Below are 21,521 nucleotides of genomic sequence, written 5' to 3'. Positions count from 1 at the left end.
CCTTCGTACCGTTATTCAATTGAACAGTCTTCTTCATCGCCGCCATATTCACGGCAATATTGTTGCATTTCCTTGCAATCCGCATTATTTGGTTTGCCCTTACAACCTTCTACATATTGAGATGGTGAATTTGTAATGTTTTCAACCGACCACTGCGTACAAAGTTTTTTCTTGCTTTCGGTTGCCAAGCAATGCTCCATGGGTTCTTGATTGATACGACCCGGCCATTGCGGTTGGCCGGGGGAATAGCGCGACACCACCAGTTCAACCTCAACCCCATCATGGAAGGTCACAAACAGATTGCCCGGCTCGGTGTATTTTGGAATCTCTAATTCTTTCTGCAGACTACCGAGTATCTTGTCCCGGTCGGCATAACTCCACTTCACCAGCACTTGCATCCCTGGTCGCCATTGTTTGGGCAAAGCGATGCAACAGCCCTGATCGCCCCCACCTAATGGAAAGACATTCGCACCACCAATCGCCGGCTTTTCTGCCACCGTCAAGTCATAAACCGTGTATTGAAGGTAATAGTCATGGCTGTAATTGAGGGAATAAGTCGTCGCACTGAAAGCCTCTGCTTTGGCGGCCGCCTTTTTGGTCTTGGTCTGCGTACTCGCTGCATCGCCCGATTGGCCACACGCCGCCAGTATCATCAACCCCAGCATTAGCCATACAGGCTGCATCGCTTTTCCTATAAATGACATCCAGCGCCTTTCGCGTTGTTCAGGTTGACGCCAGGTCAAGGCAGTAATTAAGTTGATCTTCAGGCGTCAGGTGCCCTGCCTGATGGGCTTCACGCAACCAGCGCGTGACCGTGGCATATTGTTGTGAAGGCATATGGTCTCGCCAGATATCCGGTTTTGCTTCCTTGACCTGGAACAGCACATCATCTGCCCAGCCTGCGGCAAACAGCGCTTCCCATTGTGGCGCTTCAAGCAAGGGCAGGGACTGAGGCTCGGTCTTGGGTACGTCACCACCTCGCGTCTCTTCCCACTGCGCATCTCGGCGAATTCGTATCCACGTGACCATCGGGGCAAGTAACGCGGCACGTTGCGTCGCATCCAGACAGGCCAGATAAGCCGCTTGAATGCGGTTATCGCCCAACCGCAATACGTACGCTTCATCATCGGGCAGCAGTTTGACTTCGGTGTAGGCGCGTAGGTGGCTGGCCAGCTCCGACAACGACGCCCGCGACACCATGAAACTCAGCATCGGTAAACCGCTGCACACCTTGCACAGGGCAGCAACCGCGGCACTCAGCGCATCAGGGTTGTCGGGTAAGGCCAGCAACAAAAGGGATTGCGGGTCTTTGGCACCGGCCAGATGATCCAGCAGGTTGATATAGGGCCAGCGTTTTACATTCAGCACCTGCTGCCCGACCTGGTCTGATCGGAAAAGATGATCCACCAAGGCATAGACCTGCCGTTGGGGTTGGTCAGTGAGTTCATGTTGCAGCTTGCCGGTAATGGCCTCTGCCAGATGCGTTGGAAATGCGTCGATATGCATGTCAGCCCCCCTGCTTGGCAATCGCGACGCCGCGTTGCATGGCTCTGAGCATGCAATCGACACAGACCGATTTGGTGAATTGCGGTAATGGCACGGTTAATCTATCGGGTCCAACCCACGACTTCTTGCTGGCCTCGACTCTGATCTCACCGGGGCACGCTACCTCCATCGCACCGTTTTCAATGGTGATACTGGAACCATGCGCGTTGCAGATCACAATCTTTTTCCCGGCCGCCAGCGTGGTAGTCCCATTCACCGACTCCAGTGTGAGCTTGTCCTTTGACGCGATATGGATGGCGCCATCATGCGCCTGCATCAGCAGGTCGCCCTCACCCACAATGGCGCTGAGTCCTTGTTGTTGATCTTTCTCCCCCTCGGCCAGCCCACCGATAAAGCTGACGCCCTGGTTGGCGTCGATGCGCAGCTGGTTGCCCGACAGTAGATTGAAGTGCTGCCCGGCCAGCCAGGACTGGGTTTCTTTGGCAAGGATGAACGCATCTTCACTGGCGGCGACCATGCCGCCCCGCGCCGCGATCACAATCAGCGGGTCGGTGATCGCGGGGACGGTGCCCGGTGTCTTGGCACTGTTGGGCTTGGCCTTGATGTTCTTGGCTGTGGCGTCACTCAGGGCTTGGTTCACGTCCTCCGCATCGACCTGCCCTTGCACTGCGTGCAGGAAGGCCGGCAGTGGGCTACGTTTGGGGTCGAGGTAGGATTGGTCGGCCTTACTGACGCCAACTTGGCTGGCGGCCGTAATGCCTTTGTGGGTGGCTGTAGTCTGACTCAGTGCTTGGGATAGCTGCTGCGCCTGCTTGACCAAGGCTAATGGCCCGGCCAGCTCGCCGGCCGGTTCGTGGGTGTTGTTGTCGTGGCGGATGCGGTAGCTGGTCATCAGCCAGCCGCGTCCGGCACGCAGTGCGCCATAGGCATCGGTGCGCAGTTCCGCCCCTTCGCCGCGGAAGCTGCCGCGGTAGTTGTCGGCACGATGGATCAAATGCCCCAGGTTCAATTGGCTGCTTGCCTGCGTGGTGGCGAGTTGTACCGCCAACTGCCCATCGCTGTCGTCAAGCAACAGCTGATTGTGGCCCTCGCCATCCAGCGACTGGCTGCGAATCCCCAGCAACGCACCGGCATGGCGGTGCCCATCGTCCCCCGGGGCGGCACCATGCCAGACCGGACTGTTGCCGCCCTGTAAATTGCCTTGCCCCGCCGCATGGCGGTCGTTGGCCTGGGCAAACACCTTGGTGTCGGGCGGCGTAAATGGGGTGTTGCTGTCGCGCGTCGTGCGGGCCGGCGAGTAGGTGGCATCGCCTTCGCCCACGCCCGTGTATTGGCTGCCCACCACGATCGGCTGGTCGATATCGCCATGAAGGAAGTCCACCCACACGGAATGACCTGGGCGCGGCGTGAACTGCATACCCCGGTTAGGGCCGGCACTGCGTTGTACGACCCGCATCCAGCAGGTGTCGGTGTCATCGGGGTTTTCGCCTCGCTGCCAGGGGAAGCGTACCTTCACCCGGCCCAGTCGGTCGGTATGGATCGGACCGTCACCCACCACCACGGCCGTCAGCGGACCCGGTACGGCGCACTTGGCGTGGAACAGCGGCCGCCAGGGCAGTTCCAGCCGTTGCAGCTGGCTGACATGGAGATACCCTTTCGCTTCCGCCACCTCGGCAAACCCGCTGAAGTCCACCGATGAATCCCGCCCGACGGTCCCGCTGATCTCATCCTTCAGATTCAAGTCGGCCATGACTTTATCGAAGTGCTGGGCAAACTGCCTATCCTTGCCCAGCTTTGCTGCAATGCTTTCCTTGGCGGCCTTGGGCAGGTTGTTGACGCCGGCAAAGCGCTGGGCGCGGTGCAGCAGGTGCGGGTTGCCGTCGCGGCCCTGGCTGAAGAACTGCCGGTCGTACTGGGTCAGGGTAAAGCGCCGACCCGGGCGCAGGCTGCGGATGTTGCCGGTGGCGCGAATGGTTTCCTTACGGCAGGCCACCACCGCTTCAATCAGGTCAACACGGGCTTGCAGCAAGGACTGGTTGGTGAAATGACTGCCTGACAGCGGGTAGAACTGTTCCAGCCCGGTTGTACTACTGCCGGCGCTGGCGGTTACCGAATACCGTCCTGTGTCATGCCAGGCTTGTGCAGTGATGACCTGCGGGCCAAGAAAGTCCATGCCCTGCAGAATCTCGTACAGCGTGTCCTGTTCTTCCGCGCCGCTGCCGCGGTGAAAGCGGATGCCCCGGCCACCAAGGCTATGCTGGGCGCTGCTGTCTTCGGGCAGCTGTTTGGAATCCGCGAAAATCAACAGGCGATGTTGCGCGCCCACGCCTAGCTCACCCTCTTTGGATTCCTCGATGACAAAGCCCAACCCAGCATCGGCCAACAGGCGGCGAACAAACACATAGTCGCTTTCACGGTACTGCACACAGTAGTGCAGCGGGGTGGTGGCGAGTTCCGCAGCGGCGGCATCGGACGTGATTTGCCATCTCACATAGGGTGAATAAGCGGCGAGTACCGTTTCGACGATATTCAAAATAGTGCGCTGTTGAAACACCCGGCTCTGTACATTGCGATGGGCATACCAAAGTCCGGGCACGATAGACAGTTTGTAGCGGGCCAAGCCGCCATCGCCTGAATCATCATTGGTGCCGGCGATGTAACCAGTTCGGGTGCAACGGGAGCCATCGGAAAGGCTGATGTGCAATGCCACCTGCCGTCCCAGCAACTCCCCGATGTCCAGATAAGCATCTGTCGACAGACAGGTGACGGCCATTACCGGCATCGTCGACAGCGCCTCAATGCCGCAGAAGGATTCGACCAGTAGCTTGTCGTCAGGCAAGCCGGCAACCTGGATAGCGTAAAGCCGCGTGTACGAGTCAAAGAGGGCGGTCGGGTCGAATAGCTGGACCAACGCCTTGGGCAGGTCGTTAGGTGACTGAGACATGGGGTTTCCTCCCGACGACCCTCCAGGCGAATGCCAAGGACGTTTTGTTGTGTAGGGTTCTAGTGTAAGTGGCTAGAACGTTACGTCAACAATGTCACCTTGTGCAGGGAATTAGTCCCGATGGGGTGGAGGCTCAGCCGCGTTGCCAGGGTCAAACATGATGTTAATGACCGTTGGCGCGCGCTCGTATCCCCGCCACGCCTGCGCACTTCATAGTGTGCATTTCATGCACCTGCAAAACTAGGTCAAGTCCGCGTCAGTACTGGCGGAATAACCGGTCGGAAGGGTGCAAAAAATCATGCGTTTTCATGCACTCTAGGCATGCATTTGTTCACTCTTTTTTGTATTTGACTGCCGTTAAATTTTGTTAAGAGGAGAGTTAAAACGCGCGCGCGTGTTAGGGCTTCTAATAGCATTGTAGATGCTGGAGATTAACGCTCATCTTATGGGTGATGTAACGTTCACCGCATGGGTGATATAACGATGGTTTCATGGGTGATATAACGATATTCCATGGGTGATATAACGATGGTTCATGGGTGATGTAACGGAGAGCATGGGCAATGTAACGTTGACTGCTGGGTGATATAACGTTGCAGCTTAATGCCGCATCGCACTGCAGCTAAATCAAGGTAACTTGCTTAGATTACGCCTTATTAAGCTCTGTTCCATTGCAGGAAATTTACTGTCACATGGGTGATGTAACGATAGATATCATGGGTGATGTAACGATGCTAAAGGGGCCAGTATCACTACAGCTCTTCTTTGAAAATGGATGATTTGCCTACAAAGCGCTTCGAAAAGAACCCTACTTGGTCGTTTTCATCATTAAGGTGCATTTTGTAGTCTGGCAGGCCGTCGCCTTTCACAATGTCTCGAATCATGCGACGAAACTCAAACAGCGTTGCTTTGCTCCCGCACTTTTCCCTGAGAAGGTCGAGGCCAATTAAAAACTTGGTCTGATTGCCCATATGTTTCCTAGCCAGTTCGTACAATCGACGCTCTAGCGGCTTTCGCAGGCGAAAGTAATCACGACTAATGGTTAGTACTTCGTGTGCCTGCACAGAGTTGTATAGCCACTCTGATAGGGTGACTTCGATAGCAACCATTCGCTCGTCTGTTGGCGATTTTTCAATGATTTTCCAGCGCTCGATAATGCCAAATCCTTCTTTGACACGCTGTCCACCAGTCTTAATGTCGGTCTTTATTCGAGTACCGGCCAGTCGTTCTAAGGCGGCCTCTAGGCGCTCATATTCCTTTCCGCCTGTGGGCTTGTTGGTAGAGACTAGGTAGTCATGCACGCTAAATCGTACAGTTCGGTTTTTTGCATCTATTCGTTTGCTATTCAAGCCTTCTGTCATTTGCGATACCACGAATATCAACACATCCTTGTCAAACTGTGATGCACGACCCTTAACGCTTGGCGTTACGGTGATGCTTCGATTGCCGTCCTTGCTACTCCAATGCCATTCAGTCGTGTCTGGCTTGGTAGCCAATGTGAAGATAGGTGCTTCCATGCTTGCGCCATCATCTTTGAGGGCATAGTCAAATAAGTCGCAAGTAAAGAAGTCCCGAGTCGGGTATCTGTCAGGTAAAAGCTTGGTGCTAGGCTGCGGGGCACTCTGCCCTGGATCATCATTAAATAATTCGGTTTGGCTGGCTTTTGTACGCTCAACCGCCTGAGCCTTAGCTCGTGCGGCTACTTCCGCAACCATTTCTGCAACGGACTTAGGCTGACTCATGACAAACCTCAGCAAATCATAAATGTCGGTTTTTAGACGCCTGCTTGCGTCAATCGATATATAGCAAGATTGATTACAGCTGCCCGACTCTGTCCGGTCTCGCTAGCAAGCTGGTCAACTTTGTCTAGAAGTTCAGGAGAAATGGTTAATGAAATCTGTCGTTTGTTCCCCTTCACAACGCCACGCACTTGCCCTGTTGCATCTGGTGCGCCTGAGATAAATGCATCAGCACTTGGGATTGCTGGCATTTTCTGCTTTGGCATAGTAATCGCCATTTAATCTACCTCCGTATTAAAACAATACTTTTTTAATATTAAAACAATACTTTAACAAGTGCATTCAATTCGTCACATGCCTTTGAGTCGCGTGGTGAAATTTCCAGGACAGAGAGCCCCTGACCTCCAGCGTTAGCAAATGACTTTCTTCGGACTATTGGTGTATTTAGGTAAGTGAATTGTGGGAAATCTGCTAATGCCTCAGCCGCTTCGCGATTATCGGTTGAGGATGGGCTTGGATCGGCGCAATTGAGTACAGCAAATGCTTTTAACCCATCGCGCACGCTACGGGCCTCGTCAACAAGGGCTGCTATATCTGAGAGCGCCCAAACGTCGTAGGAACGAGGTGCAAATGGCACGAGCAATATATCGGACAACACTAGGGCAGCACGGAGTGCAGTTGAATCACGACCACCTGCATCAATAATGATGTCATCGAACTTACTGGCCTGCTGCTGTACTTGGGCGCGTAGGGTTGGGCCATCAGGATAGGTAGCACACGCAAGACCTGGAGATACCCCAGACTCTGAGCGTATTGAAACCGCAGTTTGTGCCGTCCCTTGCCTGTCACCGTCGATCAACCAGACCTCTCTGCCTGCCAGCGCACGTGCAAGAGCTAAATTCAAGCTAAGAGTGGTCTTTCCGACACCACCTTTTGTATTCCCAACAGTAACAATCATAATTCACCGTTTTTAATATTAAAAACGGTGTTAATTGTATGTATACACAATTGAATGTCAATTAAAAAAGATGAAAAGTATGTCTGAGAGGTAACTAACCAATGTCATAAGCTCACCTTGAGTGCTTTTACCTCGATCAGTAGATGCACAGGGGCGACCAAGCTGAGAGACCTTGCGGCAGCGACGAAGCTGTGAACGAGTTACTGTTACCCTAACCTAGCTAAAGGAAATAGATATCAAGATACAATTATTTCAATACTAAAAAAGGTTATAAATGTACATAAAACGATGATTTTAATATTAAAAACGTGTGACTTGGCGTGCTTTTAACCGCGCCTTATTAAGTAGAATAAGCGGCCGTTTCAAGGGGGGAGGTTCCGGCTGGGGGAGAAATGACGCCCTAAGCATTATCTATGCTTGCCGGGTAGAACAAGCGGTCGTGTCACATACCGGGTGCACAAACCGCCATGTCGATCAGGATGAGTATTTCGCGCTACTGTCGAACCATGGGGGAGTCCGAAATCGAACGGTTTCGGACATAACTTAGGCAGCATGTCCAAAAGATAGCGTAATGAACTTTCGGACATGACAAAAAATAAGTACATCCATTCCGTACGCTTCGACTGCAATATTTGACTGGCAGAAATCAACCCAAAGCTGAAGTGCCAATAGGTGCTTCAGAATGTCCGGTCCTCGGCCAAAGCAGATAGTCAATCAAGACCCCGGGGTCGTGGTCGAGGTAGACCTATCGGTAGTGAGATGCAAATTACAAGACCTGACCCGGTGGTCCTTTTTGGCCGGCAATCAAATGCGGCGAGCCAAGCAGTGCCCTACCTCCCTGTGTCTGCATTACCTCTACGGCTTCATTTGCTGTACCGGCGTATTGCGTTTGGCGAGCTGGGAACATAGCTTTACATTTCTCTGCACCCCAAGTGACAAATCAATGACGGCGCATGATTAGATAGCTGTCCAGGTGCCTAGGCATTTTCCAGAAAGAACGACGAGCAAAGAGGAGCTATCCCAGACCTAGCTGGCCGACTTTTTGACACCAACGAAGGGACTAAAAATGCAATTAAGAATCAGCTTGTCAATTCTTGTTCTGCTGATTTTTTCGCAGGCGTCCTTGGCCGGCTTGAAGGAGGGCCAAATTGCTGTCCAATCTAGAAACTACATATTAGCCCTGAAAGAGTTCAAACCCCTTGCGGAGCAAGGCAACTCGGAGGCTCAGTTCAATTTGGGTTCTATGTACTGGTCAGGCTTAGGCATTCATAAAGACTACACAAAGGCTGCCTACTGGTACCTTAAGTCGGCAGAGCAAGGTTTGGCAGCTGCGCAATTCAACTTAGGGGCTATGTTCCATAATGGAATTGGAGTTCCTCAGGATTACGGGAAAGCAGTGCACTGGTACGCCAAGGCAGCTGAGCAAGGTAACCCCCAGGCGCAACACAACTTGGCAATCATGTACCACGAAGGACCCGGTATTCCTCAGGACTTTGCAAAAGCCTTTTACTGGGAGCGTAAAGCGGCAGAGCAAGGCCATACAAGAGCGCAACACAACGTAGGTGTCTTATTCAGTCATGGCACAGGCGTTACTCAGGACTACGAACAAGCAGTGTATTGGTTTCGAAAGGCTGCGGAGCAGGGTGATGCAGATGCGCAGTACTCATTAGGATTAATGTATCAAGAAGGGAGGGGCGTTCCCATAGACTATGCACAAGTACGATACTGGATGGGCAAATCAGCAGCGCAAGGTAGTGCCGATGCACAGTTCAGCCTGGGAAAACTATTTGAAACTGGAACTGGCGTTCCACAGGACTACAAACAAGCAATAAATTGGTTCCGACACGCGGCAGCGCAAGGCCATGTTTATGCGCAGGCTAGCTTGGGCATCATGTACTTCATGGGCTACGGGGTTCCCACTAACTACGTGATTTCTTATGCACTACTAAACGTTGCCGCCGCCAGCGCCCGTCCTATCAAGGACATGGCAATCGAATCTAGAGAAATTGTAGTCAGCGTCATGTCGCCGGCTCAAGTCAATAATGGACAAGCGTTGTCACGGGAGCTGGTAAAGCCTGGAAACTTTCTACGAGCACTCGACAAAGCCTCCAAGAGCATCAAATAGGTACTGTACTTGGGGTTCTAATCCCAAAGCCCAGAAAATGCTGTCACACAAGTGGGACTGCCCAACTTTTGAGAGTCACTGATTAGATGACGGGTTAAGTGACGGTTTTCAGTCCCTGCATTCCAGTGTTTGGGGTAGTGGGAGCGAAGCTGCAATAAGCGACATATAAGTGAGCGCTACTCCACCGGAGTTGGCGACAACTCCATCCGGTCTTTCGATAGATCGAGGTAGCTAAGGTTGTCACGGCATGTCCACGTCAGCATCGTTCCGGGCGGGTCAGGCCGCCGGGCGAACTGGGTGAGAGCCCTATCGTATTGACTCGCTGTCGTCGTTGATCGCCAAATGTCGCTTATTGCAGGCTCGCTCCCAATGGGCCAGTTTGGGGCGGGTCAGGTATTTCGCCACTATTACAATAACTTAGCGCACGCTATCTTCCGGACTTAGCATCGCTCCATTAAGAAGATATCGTGAAAAAACATTTATTCAACGCCTTATTGGCGATTGCACTTGTGCTAACTAGCAGTGTAAGTACGTCAGCTTATGCCAACGTTGACGAGTGGAAAGCGCTCATCGACCAGGTCGGAACGCTATACAAACAAGGCAACTATGATCGTGCGGTAGAGGTCGCCAATCAGTCACTTGCAGTAGCCGAAAAGACATTTGGCCCCGATCACCCTAGTGTGGCCACCAGTCTGAACAAATTGGCAAAGCTATATGCCGCCCAAGGCCAATACGCCAAGGCAGAGCATCTATACCAGCGCGCTTTGGCGACCTGGGAGAACAGGCTAGGTCCTAATCACCCAGATGTAGTCCTGAGTCTAAATAATCTGGCAGAGTCGTATCGAAATCAAGGCAAATACATCAAGGCAGAGCCGCTATACCAACGTGCATTGACAATTGGAGAAAAGAATCTAGGCCCCAATCACCTTGATGTGGCCCTGATTCTGAATAACCTGGCAGTGCTATACGCTTCTCAAGGTCAAAACACCCAGGCAGAACTCCTGTATCAGCGCTCATTAGCAATCAGGGAGAAGGCATTAGGCCCTGAACATCCTGATGTAGCCCTAAGTCTAAATAACCTGGCAGAGCTGTATACCTCCCAAGGTCAATACGTCAAGGCTGAACCTCTTTACCTGCGCGCCTTGGCGACCTGGGAGAAGAGGCTAGGTCCCAATGACCCTAATGTAGCACTGAGTCTGAATAATCTGGCAGAGTTGTACAGAGTCCAAGGTCAATATACCCAGGCCGAACCCTTGCATCAGCGCGCATTGGCGATTAAAGAAAAATCACTAGGCCCTGAACATCCTGATGTAGCCGTAAGTCTGAATAACCTAGCAGAACTGTACAGAGTCCAAGGCCAATACGCCAAGGTAGAACCCCTGCACCTGCGGGCATTGGCGATTAGGGAGAAGACCCTGGGCCAAGATCACCCTAATGTGACCACAAGCTTAGACAATTTAGCGCAGTTTCATCATGACCAAGGCCAATACGTCAAGGCGGAGTCCTTGTACCTGCGCGTATTGGCAATCAATGAGAAGGTACTAGGCCCTGAACATCCTGATGTAGCCCTAAGTCTAAATAACCTGGCAGAGCTGTATACCTCCCAAGGTCAATACGTCAAGGCTGAACCTCTTTACCTGCGCGCCTTGGCGACCTGGGAGAAGAGGCTAGGTCCCAATGACCCTAATGTAGCACTGAGTCTGAATAATCTGGCAGAGTTGTACAGAGTCCAAGGTCAATATACCCAGGCCGAACCCTTGCATCAGCGCGCATTGGCGATTAAAGAAAAATCACTAGGCCCTGAACATCCTGATGTAGCCTCGAGTCTAAATAACCTGGCCGAGCTGTATGCCTCCCAAGGTCAATATGCCCAGGCTGAACCCTTGCTCCAGCGCGCATTGGTAATCAGGGAGAAAACACTAGGCCCTGAACATCCTGATTTGGCGCAGGGACTACATAACCTAGCACTGCTTTACACCATCCTAGGCCAATACGCCAAGGCTGAACCCCTGCACCTGCGAGCATTGGCGAACAGGGAGAAGGCACTAGGCCCAGATCACTTTGATGTAGCCAGAAGTCTACATTACCTCGCAGCTCTGCACGCTACCCAAGGCCAAAACGCAAAGGCAGAACCCTTGGTCCTGCGCGTCTTGGCGATCACAGAAAAGACACTAGGCACCGATCACCCTGCTGTAGCGATCAGCTTAAACAACTTGGTAGTTTTATATCGAGCAACGAATCGCGAGAGTGAAGCAGATGAGCTTCAACAGCGTGCTAATGCCATTCTGGACATTAAACGCTAAAAATTTAACGGGCTTCGGATAGATATAAGCCGGAAAAGGGAGTAATTCCCTTTTGGGCTTAGCTGGTTGTTGAAAAACTCATCTCTTCCGCAGCCTGCTGAGGTGAATGGCGTACTGCAGTCGCCAATCGGCGGCAAATCTTTGGGAAAGGGAGAGAAAACGGCTCGCAATTATTCAATTTTGAGCCACCGGGCGAGCTAACCGAGCATTTTGTCAGTTTGGAGGAATGGTTTTGGTCGTTCGAACGAGTTTTTCAACAGCCTGTTTAACGCCGATCAATCATTTACTTAGTTACCGTACCAAATTTGCTGATTGCAGGGCCGCAATTGTCTCGGTTCACCTCACGTTTGGCCAGCCCGGAAAGCCCGACAAACTCCTAGGGTTTTATATCCAGAATGGCATTAGCACGCTGTTGAAGCTCATCTGCTTCACTCTCGCGATTTGTTGCCAGATACAACTTTGCCAAATTGTTTAAGATGGTGGCAACATTAGGATGATTGGGGCCTAGCGCTTTCTCATTGATTACCAATGCGCGCTGGAGCAAGGGTTCAGCCTGGGCATATTGACCTTGGGAGGCATACAGCTCGGCCAGGTTATTTAGACTCGAGGCTACATCAGGATGTTCAGGGCCTAATGCCTTCTCCCTGATTGCCAATGCGCGCTGAACCAAGGGCTCTGCCTTAGCGTTTTGGCCTTGGCCGGCATACAGCCCTGCCAGGTTGTTCAGGCTGGTGGCAGAATAAGGATGATCGGGCCCGAGTGTCTTCTCCAAGATTGCCAATGCGCGCTGGTATAGAGGTTCAGCCTTGACGTATTTGCCTTGGGTGGCATACAGCATTGCCTGCGAGTTCAGCGTTTGGGCCACACCAGGATGATCAGCCCCTAGAGCCATCTCCTTAATCGCCAAAGCGCGCTGGTATAGATGCTCTGCCTTGGCGTATTGGCCTTGGGCGGCATATAGCTTTGCCAATTTGTTCAGACTGGTGGCCACACTAGGGTGATCGGGGCCAAATGTCTTTTCGGCTACTGCAAGTGACTGATTGGCGACCTCTACCGCACGATCATAGTTGCCTTGTTTGTATAGCGTTCCGACCTGGTCGATGAGCGCTTTCCACTCGTCGACGTTGGCATAAGCTGACGTACTTACACTGCTAGTTAGCACAAGTGCAATCGCCAATAAGGCGTTGAATAAATGTTTTTTCACGATATCTTCTTAATGGAGCGATGCTAAGTCCGGAAGATAGCGTGCGCTAAGTTATTGTAATAGTGGCGAAATACCTGACCCGCCCCAAACTGTTGTCAATTTGAAATAGGGGTAGACTTTGCCAAGTCAATGACTGTCGGCTTTAGCCGATTATGCAAAGCTTTCCATAAGGCCGAGGACCGGACCTTCAGGAATGATCGTCTAGACTTCCGCTTCAGATACGCAACTGGCCATCAGCACACCAAAGAGGCCCATTGGGAGCCAAGCTGCGATTTGAGGACATATAATCATGAGCTAATGTATTTTCTGTGTTTCAGCACGAAAAACGGCTGGCTCACGGTAACAAGAAAAACGAGCGTTTATCTTGTTACCGTGGAAATGCCAAACTCTGGTATGAAATCCGCAAGAAAACTCATTGAGAAAATCTACGTAATGTTGCCGGATAGGATTTATCTTTTCTTGCACTGGAATACAGTAGCGGATTGAGTCTGAAAACCGTCAGCTTTGCATGCTGACGGCGTAGACGACGCCATAGAATATGGTATTTGCTTATAGGGGGAGTAAGCCCAAACACCAGAAAATTTTGTCACGCAGGACAAACCGATCAGCTTTTGCATGTCATTGGTTGAATGACGAGTTAAGTGACAATTTTACCGTTGTCTATCGCGTGTGATTTGGCAGTCACGTAACCGGTCGTTTATGTGACCGACCGTGCCAATACCGGCAATGTTGGCTTCACAAAAAAATCCGGCGCTTGGGCTTACTCCCCCTGTTTGTGAGCTTGCCAAGCATGGTAATGATAATTACCATACGCATATGTCACAGAAGGAGTAGGCCATGAAAACAGAACGGATTACCTTGTTGGGTTCGCCCAAATTTAAAGCATTCCTGGCGTCCGAGGCGAAGCGGGAAAATGTCAGTGTTTCGGAGTTGGTGCGGCGTCGCTGTGAGCGCCAGCCTTCTGAAGAGGAATTGGCGGTAAAAGCGCTTGCGGATGAGTTGCGCAAGGCGGCAATTGAGGCTAGGGAATCCTTAGAGGCAGGGCTGGCTGAGGCTGATGCGGTGCTTTCGGAGCTTCGTTTGCAGGGTGACAAGAGGGTGGCGGCGTGAGCGTTCTTGGCGATGCAATGAATGCGATGCGCGAGGCGTTGAAGCTGAGCGACGACGTGCGGCGGGCAGGGGATGCGCTTAAGAGTGTTGCGCATGAGTTGCGGGACCATGATCGGCGGTTAACACGCCTGGAGGCCAAGTGGGAGACTGCAATAGAGATTGCAAGCTTGCGGAGTGCTGCGCCCCGACAAATCGATACTAATTGAGATTTAAGCGGCTGGGTTGGATAGGCTTCCGCCTTGTTGCCCCCAAAAAATAGGAGCCTTGCCGTAAGAAAGAAAATTGGTATGTCAGATCCATGTAATTACGACGCGTTCAGAGTGCCTTACGCCAGTTTGGAGTTCTTAATCGGCGCTGGACCTTTGGCGATAGCCATTTACTTTGTATTGCTGTCCGTAACCGATCCAAAGACCAGCCTTGCAGGGGCTCGCACCATCATTTCAAGGCAGATGCTGCGCGAGTGGACCGAGCGCGAAATTCGTCGGGGTAGGGGCCTGCAAAGGGCGTACCAGGCCACGGATAATGAGTTGCGCAGGGCGCTGGAAGAATTGGAACGCCGCCAGTTAATTGAACGTACCGGCAGTGCTGAGCGGCTTGTTTTTCGTATGCTGGGCATATAAACGACCCCTTCGAGGGATTGCCACCATTGCTCTATTCTTGCCGCTGGCTGCCGTCCAGCGTTTTTAAACGCTTATCCAAGTCATTTGTGCGCAATGTTTTCCGATATCCCGATAGCAGACAGGGACCGCTCCTTCGCGCAAGTCCAAAATTATGGACTAATTTATGCGAATTAGTTGTGGTACTTTTAAACCATGAAGTGACGGATAACTAAACAACATGATCAGGCTCAATCATCTATGAATGATGAAATTTCACCCGCATACAAATTGGTTCAGCCGCTAGAGTTTACCGATAGCCACCATGATCATCTCGAAAAACTAAAAGAGAGTATCTCTCTTCTATCAGAGCAAACAAAATTAATCTTTGGAGCTAAGGATATTCATTCAAGGCATATCTCCTCAACCGACTCTTATGCAAATCTCGTTGGACTTCGCTTTGGGAGTGATGTTGGCGGACGATTAGACGAAGAAATGCCATGTGAGGGGACGGCGGAATTCGCTGACTCGTTCGTGAGAGAAGATCAAGCGCTGCTGCAACTGAAAGACATAAGTCAAAGATCATCTATCCTCAACGTACACAATTATACGGATGGATTAAAGGCTCTAGTTTTTGACAAGTACATTTTTAAACACGTTCCTTCTCGCTCTATTCTTGGGGTGATTTATAGCGCGTACGAGATTGACCTTAAAAACTTCTTTACTGTAATTCCAAACTATGTCATGGAGTTTGGAGGGGGAAGTATTGAAGCCGCAAATGGAGGAGTGTTTATGGATAACATACATTTCTCAGAATATGAACACGAAATTTGCTTCCTTCTTGTTATGGGGTGGGAGAGTAACCAAATTGCAGATTTTCTTAACAAATATAGGCCAAAAGAACCAAAGCGAACAGCAGATACAATTTATAAGTCTAAAAATAGGCTCTGTGAAAAATTAAATCTTCCTTCTGGAGATGTGAAAAAACTTAAAGAAAAGTTGATTAGTATCGGAATGCACAGAAGAATGCCGCAAGCATTCTTTTCTAGAATGGTGGGGTCAAGTCCCATTAAAAACGGGTAAGTGTCTATCGTCGGTTAAATGTGCCTCAGGGCAACTGAACATTAGAATAAGCGGAGCATCACCGATGTTAGTTAGTGAATGAATAACATTTTCTTCGACGACAAATGATGAGAATGCCTCAACAGTTCGAGTAGATGAAATACCGGTTAATGCATCAGTCAATTCTATTTTTCCTTGCCCTTGAATAATATGATAGTGCTCATTACCATGTTTATGAAAATGCGGGTTAACAAATTTCCCAGGGTCAATTTCCGTTAGGTAAGTTGAGAATAGATGATCACCGGAAAGTTTAGCTATTTTAATTCCCGCAACCGGATCATATTGACTTGAGGCAAGGATAGACAACCAATTAACGAAATTCATTTGCAAAGAAGTGCCTTATGGGAAAGGGGGATTATTGCAGTGGGCAGGCGGAGTCGTCAAAATATATTGAGTTAAAAGTGACCTCAATTATCTTTTATGTCTGTACCAATATTGGGGCTTAGTTTGGTGGCGAAGGATGCTAGGGATTCTAAGGTTAGGTTATTGGCGAATAAAGCTAGGGCTTCTAAGGCGTTGGCGGTCATCGCGCCTTTTGTATACAGAGATAGCAATGCTGAGAGGGATGGAGCGACTTCATTAGGTACAGACATAATCGTAAAACTATCATGCTCAGCTTGACTCGGCTGGCCTTGGACCTTGGTTGCCGGGCGCATGAGACCTCTCCCCGTTGCCAACCAATTGGCGTTTACGCCAAGTGCTGCTGCAGCCTTAAGTAGATTCTCTCCCTCAAGTGTTTTCGTCTTTCCTGTAGCCCATCCGTTTACAGAGGATTTTTTTAGCCCAACCATGCGAGCCAGTTGAGACTGGTTCATATTGGCCTCGGCCAGGGCGGTATGGATGCGTGTAGAGAGCGACATGTGGACGAGTCTATAGGCTAGAAGGTACTCCATAGCCGCTGGTATTCTTTACATGAAGTACGCCATAGCCTACTATCTGCGCCTAACGACCTCTATTGGTGAGAGATGTCCTCGTAATCGTTGTTATTAGAAATACAGGACTTGGGGTCCGGGGATCAATGGAACAAGGAAGTCAGTTAAGGGGGCCGGGGAGATGGTATGAACGCCAGGTTGGCGTTGCTGTGATCGAAATGGCGGCTGGTGACACGAGTGTTGGGTCTACCCCGAGTAGCGGCGCCTCTGCCAATCCCGGTGATTCTAAATTAGCAATATGTGATGTATATTCGCCGCCCGCCAAAAAGCCGCGCCCTATGCAACCTGCACGCTTGGCAAACCCGTGAGTAAGCCTTTAATACAGCCAAACGGAGAGGCCTTTGCAGTTCCTGTTTATACATCAGAATTTCCCCGGTCAGTTTCGGCATCTTGCCAAAACACTGTCGCAAGACCCGAAGCACACCGTTGTCGCCCTAGGCCAGCAGCAAGCACCCGGCTTACCGGGTGTACGGCTTATCCGCTACCAAACTAAGCGTGCGCCGGCAAAAACCACCCACCGCTATGTGCTGCCTTTAGAGGCCGGCATTCTCGCTGGCCAAGCCGTAGCAGAACAGTTGATCAAGCATCAGCAACAAGGCTTTAACCCTGATGTGGTAATTGCCCACCCAGGCTGGGGCGAATCGCTATTCGTGAAAGATATCTTCCCCCATGCCCGCTTAATCCACTTCTGCGAATGGTTTTATCGCGCGGATGGTGCGGACATCGGCTTCGACGCCGCCTACCCGGTGACGCTGGACGACCGTGCCCGCATTCGCAGCAAGAACGCCCTGCACCTGCTGGCGCTCGATGCCTGTGATATCGGCATTGCCCCCACTCATTGGCAGAAGTCTCGCTTCCCGCAGGAATATCAATCCAAGATTCAGGTGATTCACGAAGGCGTTGATACCGACCAAGCCAAGCCTGATGCCAACGCCAGCTTCACCTTGCCCGATGGGCGGGTACTGACGACGCAAGACAAGGTAGTCACTTATGTCGCCCGCAACCTGGAACCGTATCGCGGCTTTCCCCAGTTCATCCGCGCCCTGGCGCAACTACAGCAGCAGCGCACTGACTTCAATACGTTGATTGTGGGGGGCAACGACGTCAGCTACGGCAGCAAACCCAAGGACGCGCCCAACTGGCGCGAAAAGATGCTGGCGGAAGTAAAGCTAGACCCAAGCCGTACCCACTTCCTGGGCAAGTTGCCTTATCAGCAATACCTCAAGGTACTGCAAATTAGTACGGCCCATGTCTACCTCACTTACCCCTTTGTGCTCAGTTGGTCCCTGCTTGAAGCCATGTCGGCCGGCTGCTGTGTGATTGCCTCAGACACTGCCCCGGTGCGGGAAGTGATTCGGGATGGGGAGCATGGGTATCTCACCGACTTTTTTGACCAAACCGCCATGGTCAACCAATTGACCATGGCGTTGGCCGATTCAAGCAATGCGCTGTCGGTACGCTTGAATGCAAGAAACAAAGTGGCGGATGAATTCCCTATTGCCATGGGAAGTAACTTATGGGTTCAGCAACTTATTGAGACTAAAGGATGGAGTTGATGATGAATTGCGCTTCAAAATTGAATTCGCCGCACAGGAGAAATATAGAATTGCGGACTTGGCTGCAGGTGAATTACTAGCTGGACTTAATAGAGGAAGAGTTTTGGATCCTTTATGATTGGATTGACAGTATCTACAGCGACTTTAGAGGGGATTGGTCTTGATGCTGGAAACCCAGTATCTGGTAAGAGTATTGCGATATTAGAGAAAGAATTAGCATCAACCGGCTATTGGTGGTAAGCGTATTTGTTTGCAATTGAGAAAGGTGAGTTGTGCGGAAGATACCAAAGAATATTCTTTTATTTTTTATTTTCATTACTCAGGGATGTGCAGTGGAAAATAATCTGGTTAACGAAGTTAAAGAACATAGAAAAAGAAATAACTCCCCTCAACTGAATGTCACACCCATAGTGGAAAAATACATCCCGAAGGGTGTTAGTTGGCTCGATGTAAATAAAGAATTAGATGCTGCTGGCTTTAAATGTACCCAAAGTCTCTCAAAAGCTACTAGCAAGATCACTGACAATTACTATTGCACGTTAGTGACAACATCTTGGTATGAATTTTCGGTTGCTAACCAGTTGAGGTTAAATATTTCAGTTTTTGATGGAAAAGTATCAAGCGCTGAAGGCATTCTGGTTTATTTTGGTTTTTGATTTTGTCCTCTGGTAAAGAAAAAATGGAAAATATAAGAGTTGGTTATTCGAAATTACCTTTCGGTTATCACAAATATATCGTTTACACCGATTCAAAGGGTAATCAATATGCTGCTAGAGGTGGGCCAGGTGGCCTCGGTGGAGGATCAGGTGAATTAACTAATGTGCATACAGGCGGGGCAACGGAATCCTCTTTTGGTAACATAGTAACCTCCACTGGTGCATATAACCCTAACTTTATCGATTTTGATAGAGAACGCGATGATCCATTTGAAGTAATCAAAATGGGAGATAATTTGTCAGACGACTGGAATTCTATCAAAAAGGCAATAGACGATATTTCTAACGAAGGTCATCAATATCGCCCACTTGATCAAAATAGCAATACCACTGTAGATGAAGCGTTACGAAGATCTGGTTTGACCGAGCCTAAAACTGATGGATATGACGAGAATTGGGCGCCAGGCTCAGGTAACAATTTGCCAGGCGGCAGTGATGATGTAGGTGGTAATGGTTCCAGTGATGGGGAGGGCCCAAGTGGAGCCGGTGGCCCAGGCGGCGGTGCGGGTAGCCCACCAGGCGGCGGTGCGGGTGGTCCAGGCGGTGGCGGCGGTGCCGCGGGTGGCCCAGGCGGCGGTGGCGGCGGTGCTGGTGGTGGTGCGAGTTCCCCCCCAAATCGCGACCCGTTAGCCCTCGATCTAAACGGCGATGGCATCAAAACCAAGGGCGCTGACGGCTCTGTGCTATTCGACCATGATGGTGATGGCGTTAAGACCGGCACGGGCTGGCTGCTGCCCGACGATGCCTGGCTAGCACGTGACTTGAATGGGAATGGCTCAATTGATACCGGTAAAGAATTATTTGGTGTCGATACGACTTTGCGAAATGGCACAAAAGCCACTAACGGTTTCCACGCGCTTGCTGAATTGGACGACAACAACGATGGCCGCATTGATGCCCTCGACAGTGCATTCAACCAACTTCGTGTTTGGCGCGACCTTAATCAGGATGGTATCTCCCAAGCGAATGAGTTATTGACATTAGACCAAGCAGGATTAGTAGCCATTGAAACAGCAGCTAAAGCCGGCCAAACCAATTTAGGCAATGGCAATATCATTAGCGCAACAGGCCGTTTTATCCGTAAAGATGGGACTTCCGGTAACGCTTCTGTCGACAATACTGGCGCTGCAGCCAATCTTGATCTTGCCGTAAATTCCTTTCACCGGAAATTTACCGATGCTATTCCGTTAACTGACCAAGCAAAAAACCTTAATGCCAACCTTAAGGGTGCAGGCATGGTGAGAGACCTAAAAGAAGCGATTAGTCTTTCACCCGCTTTGGGAAATCTAGTCAGTCGCTATATGTCGGCTTCATCGCGAGAAGAGCAGCAAGCCAAATTGGATGAGCTGATGACGGCATGGACAAATACGTCAACGCTGAAATCACTCAAGCAACAAGCCGATGACCTAAAAGCACAAGGTCACGATGTTGAGGTGGCCTACCACTTTGATGGGCTGGTAAAGGGCTCTGCTGAATATGACCTTTTCCTGACGCGATTGGCTGTGGTAGAGCGCTTCATGGGGTTCACATACGCAGGCCCTAACGGTGGGGCTACGTTCACTGCATTAACAAGCCAGTCAGGCCATCGCAGCGTCACATTGACAAGAGAACAAATTGCCAACATCAATTTGGCTTACGCACGCTTCAAAACCGATATTTATGAGTCACTGGTTTTGGGCACTACGCTGTCTTCTTATGTCAATGAGATTAAGGCGAAGGCGGCTGAAACTGGTGTGAAGTACGATTTCTCAACACTTGAGAATAAATTCACTGCTGAAATAACCACTAACCCTCGTAAGGGGGCGTTGGACCTCATTGAGTTTATCAGCGCAATTGGCCAAATCAAGCTAGAGAAAATGGGCTGGAATTGGGCCTCATTTGTTACTAAACATCAAGAAAGTCTGCTGCTAGTTGGCATCAATGCAAATGAGTTCTCAAGTTTCACGTTTTATATTGGCCATAGTGATAATGACACATTAAACGGTGGGGGTATCGCTGATCTAATTCTCAGCGGTACAGGCAACGACTCGTTATCTGGTGGCGGTGGCAATGACACCCTTATCGGTGGTATCGGCAACGACATCCTTGATGGCGGAAGCGGTGACGACACCTATGTGTTGAACCTGGGTGATGGAGTGGACAAGATCTCCGATGCCTACACACAAGGCCCTAGCGCTGACCGCATCCAGTTTGGTACCGGCATTACAGCCGATGCACTGCGCTTTACCCGCGTGAATTCCGATCTCGTCGTTAAGTACAGCGACACCGATACCGTCACGCTGACCAACTGGTTCAGCGACGATGGCTACAAAGTTGAGCAAGCCACCTTCGCTGATGGCAGCAGCCACCGCTTAGCCAGCTTGGTCGGGTCCACTGGAATTACTGGCACCGATGGCGCAGATAGTTTTGGTAGTGGTGCACTCACCTCTAAGAATTACTATCGACTGGGCACTGGCAATGACGTAGCTACAGGCGGTAAAAGTGCTGACCTACTATATGGTGAGTCAGGTAACGACACCTTGAACGGGGTAGATGGTGAAGACCTACTTGATGGGGGTGCTGACAACGACTCGTTATCTGGTGGCGGTGGCAATGACACCCTTATCGGTGGTATCGGCAACGACATCCTTGATGGCGGAAGCGGTGACGACACCTATGTGTTGAACCTGGGTGATGGAGTGGACAAGATCTCCGATGCCTACACACAAGG

General features: G+C 50.7%; 18 protein-coding genes. 9 read left to right on the top strand and 9 right to left on the bottom strand.

Going from position 1 to position 21,521, the window contains the following annotated elements:
* Nucleotides 1-11 precede the first annotated feature (11 nt).
* The 6 genes from CSQ89_RS08410 to CSQ89_RS08385 form a co-directional block, all read right to left on the bottom strand.
* Complete coding sequence (locus tag CSQ89_RS08410; RefSeq protein ID WP_158228943.1) at nt 12-683, bottom strand: DUF3304 domain-containing protein; 672 nt, start codon at nt 681-683, stop codon at nt 12-14.
* Nucleotides 684-723: 40 nt separating this feature from the next.
* A complete protein-coding gene (locus CSQ89_RS08405; protein ID WP_099405721.1) occupies nt 724-1,506 on the bottom strand; it encodes a DUF4123 domain-containing protein in 783 nt (260 codons plus the stop codon).
* Between the two features lies 1 nt (nt 1,507).
* On the bottom strand, nt 1,508-4,450 hold the full coding sequence (locus CSQ89_RS08400; RefSeq protein ID WP_099405720.1) for a type VI secretion system Vgr family protein: 2,943 nt from the start codon (nt 4,448-4,450) through the stop codon (nt 1,508-1,510).
* 752 nt (nt 4,451-5,202) lie between these two features.
* Nucleotides 5,203-6,192 (bottom strand): replication initiator protein A, encoded by a 990-nt coding sequence (locus CSQ89_RS08395; protein ID WP_099405719.1) that lies wholly within the window; start codon nt 6,190-6,192, stop codon nt 5,203-5,205.
* A gap of 32 nt (nt 6,193-6,224) precedes the next feature.
* Complete coding sequence (locus CSQ89_RS08390; RefSeq protein ID WP_099405718.1) at nt 6,225-6,467, bottom strand: ribbon-helix-helix domain-containing protein; 243 nt, start codon at nt 6,465-6,467, stop codon at nt 6,225-6,227.
* 38 nt (nt 6,468-6,505) lie between these two features.
* A complete protein-coding gene (locus CSQ89_RS08385; protein WP_099405717.1) occupies nt 6,506-7,147 on the bottom strand; it encodes an AAA family ATPase in 642 nt (213 codons plus the stop codon).
* 1,066 nt (nt 7,148-8,213) lie between these two features.
* Between CSQ89_RS08385 and CSQ89_RS08380 the strand changes: the two genes are divergently transcribed.
* Together CSQ89_RS08380 and CSQ89_RS08375 are read left to right on the top strand one after the other, a co-directional pair.
* On the top strand, nt 8,214-9,272 hold the full coding sequence (locus tag CSQ89_RS08380) for a tetratricopeptide repeat protein (RefSeq protein ID WP_099405716.1): 1,059 nt from the start codon (nt 8,214-8,216) through the stop codon (nt 9,270-9,272).
* A 467-nt stretch (nt 9,273-9,739) separates the two neighbouring features.
* Nucleotides 9,740-11,575 carry a tetratricopeptide repeat protein gene (locus tag CSQ89_RS08375; protein WP_199065332.1) on the top strand — a complete coding sequence of 612 codons (1,836 nt, stop codon included), beginning with the start codon at nt 9,740-9,742 and terminating at the stop codon, nt 11,573-11,575.
* Between the two features lie 376 nt (nt 11,576-11,951).
* Here CSQ89_RS08375 and CSQ89_RS08370 read toward each other — a convergent pair whose 3' ends face one another.
* Nucleotides 11,952-12,779, bottom strand: coding sequence for a tetratricopeptide repeat-containing protein (locus CSQ89_RS08370; RefSeq protein ID WP_199065329.1), 828 nt, complete (start codon nt 12,777-12,779; stop codon nt 11,952-11,954).
* 837 nt (nt 12,780-13,616) lie between these two features.
* On the opposite strand from CSQ89_RS08370, the gene CSQ89_RS08360 reads away from it, so the two are divergent.
* The 4 genes from CSQ89_RS08360 to CSQ89_RS08345 all read left to right on the top strand — a co-directional run bounded on the left by CSQ89_RS08360 (nt 13,617) and on the right by CSQ89_RS08345 (nt 15,568).
* Nucleotides 13,617-13,889, top strand: a complete 273-nt coding sequence (locus CSQ89_RS08360) for a hypothetical protein (RefSeq protein WP_099405712.1) — start codon at nt 13,617-13,619, stop codon at nt 13,887-13,889.
* On the top strand, nt 13,886-14,095 hold the full coding sequence (locus CSQ89_RS08355) for a hypothetical protein (protein ID WP_139023092.1): 210 nt from the start codon (nt 13,886-13,888) through the stop codon (nt 14,093-14,095). Before CSQ89_RS08360 ends, CSQ89_RS08355 begins: the two co-directional genes overlap by 4 nt.
* 81 nt (nt 14,096-14,176) lie before the next feature.
* Nucleotides 14,177-14,509 (top strand): hypothetical protein, encoded by a 333-nt coding sequence (locus CSQ89_RS08350; RefSeq protein ID WP_099405710.1) that lies wholly within the window; start codon nt 14,177-14,179, stop codon nt 14,507-14,509.
* Nucleotides 14,510-14,746: 237 nt separating this feature from the next.
* A complete protein-coding gene (locus CSQ89_RS08345; RefSeq protein WP_099405709.1) occupies nt 14,747-15,568 on the top strand; it encodes a hypothetical protein in 822 nt (273 codons plus the stop codon).
* Here CSQ89_RS08345 and CSQ89_RS08340 read toward each other — a convergent pair.
* Together CSQ89_RS08340 and CSQ89_RS08335 are read right to left on the bottom strand one after the other, a co-directional pair.
* Entirely contained in the window at nt 15,545-15,931 is a 387-nt protein-coding gene (locus tag CSQ89_RS08340; RefSeq protein WP_099405708.1) for a cupin domain-containing protein, read from the bottom strand. The genes CSQ89_RS08345 and CSQ89_RS08340 overlap by 24 nt on opposite strands.
* A gap of 83 nt (nt 15,932-16,014) precedes the next feature.
* On the bottom strand, nt 16,015-16,467 hold the full coding sequence (locus CSQ89_RS08335; protein WP_099405735.1) for a helix-turn-helix domain-containing protein: 453 nt from the start codon (nt 16,465-16,467) through the stop codon (nt 16,015-16,017).
* 413 nt (nt 16,468-16,880) lie between these two features.
* Here CSQ89_RS08335 and CSQ89_RS08330 point away from each other — a divergent pair, with 413 nt between their 5' ends.
* The 3 genes from CSQ89_RS08330 to CSQ89_RS22020 form a co-directional block, all read left to right on the top strand.
* Nucleotides 16,881-18,095, top strand: coding sequence for a glycosyltransferase family 4 protein (locus CSQ89_RS08330; protein ID WP_099405707.1), 1,215 nt, complete (start codon nt 16,881-16,883; stop codon nt 18,093-18,095).
* 332 nt (nt 18,096-18,427) lie between these two features.
* Nucleotides 18,428-18,751 carry a hypothetical protein gene (locus CSQ89_RS22025; RefSeq protein ID WP_139023093.1) on the top strand — a complete coding sequence of 108 codons (324 nt, stop codon included), beginning with the start codon at nt 18,428-18,430 and terminating at the stop codon, nt 18,749-18,751.
* Nucleotides 18,752-18,774: 23 nt separating this feature from the next.
* Nucleotides 18,775-21,521, top strand: a 2,747-nt coding sequence (locus CSQ89_RS22020) for a calcium-binding protein (RefSeq protein ID WP_304441794.1), incomplete at its 3' end; no start/stop codon positions are given.

It is taken from the genome of Chitinimonas sp. BJB300, from assembly GCF_002735695.1.
In the GTDB taxonomy this organism is placed as follows: domain Bacteria; phylum Pseudomonadota; class Gammaproteobacteria; order Burkholderiales; family Chitinimonadaceae; genus Chitinimonas.
This window is presented reverse-complemented; position numbering and strand designations above follow the sequence as displayed.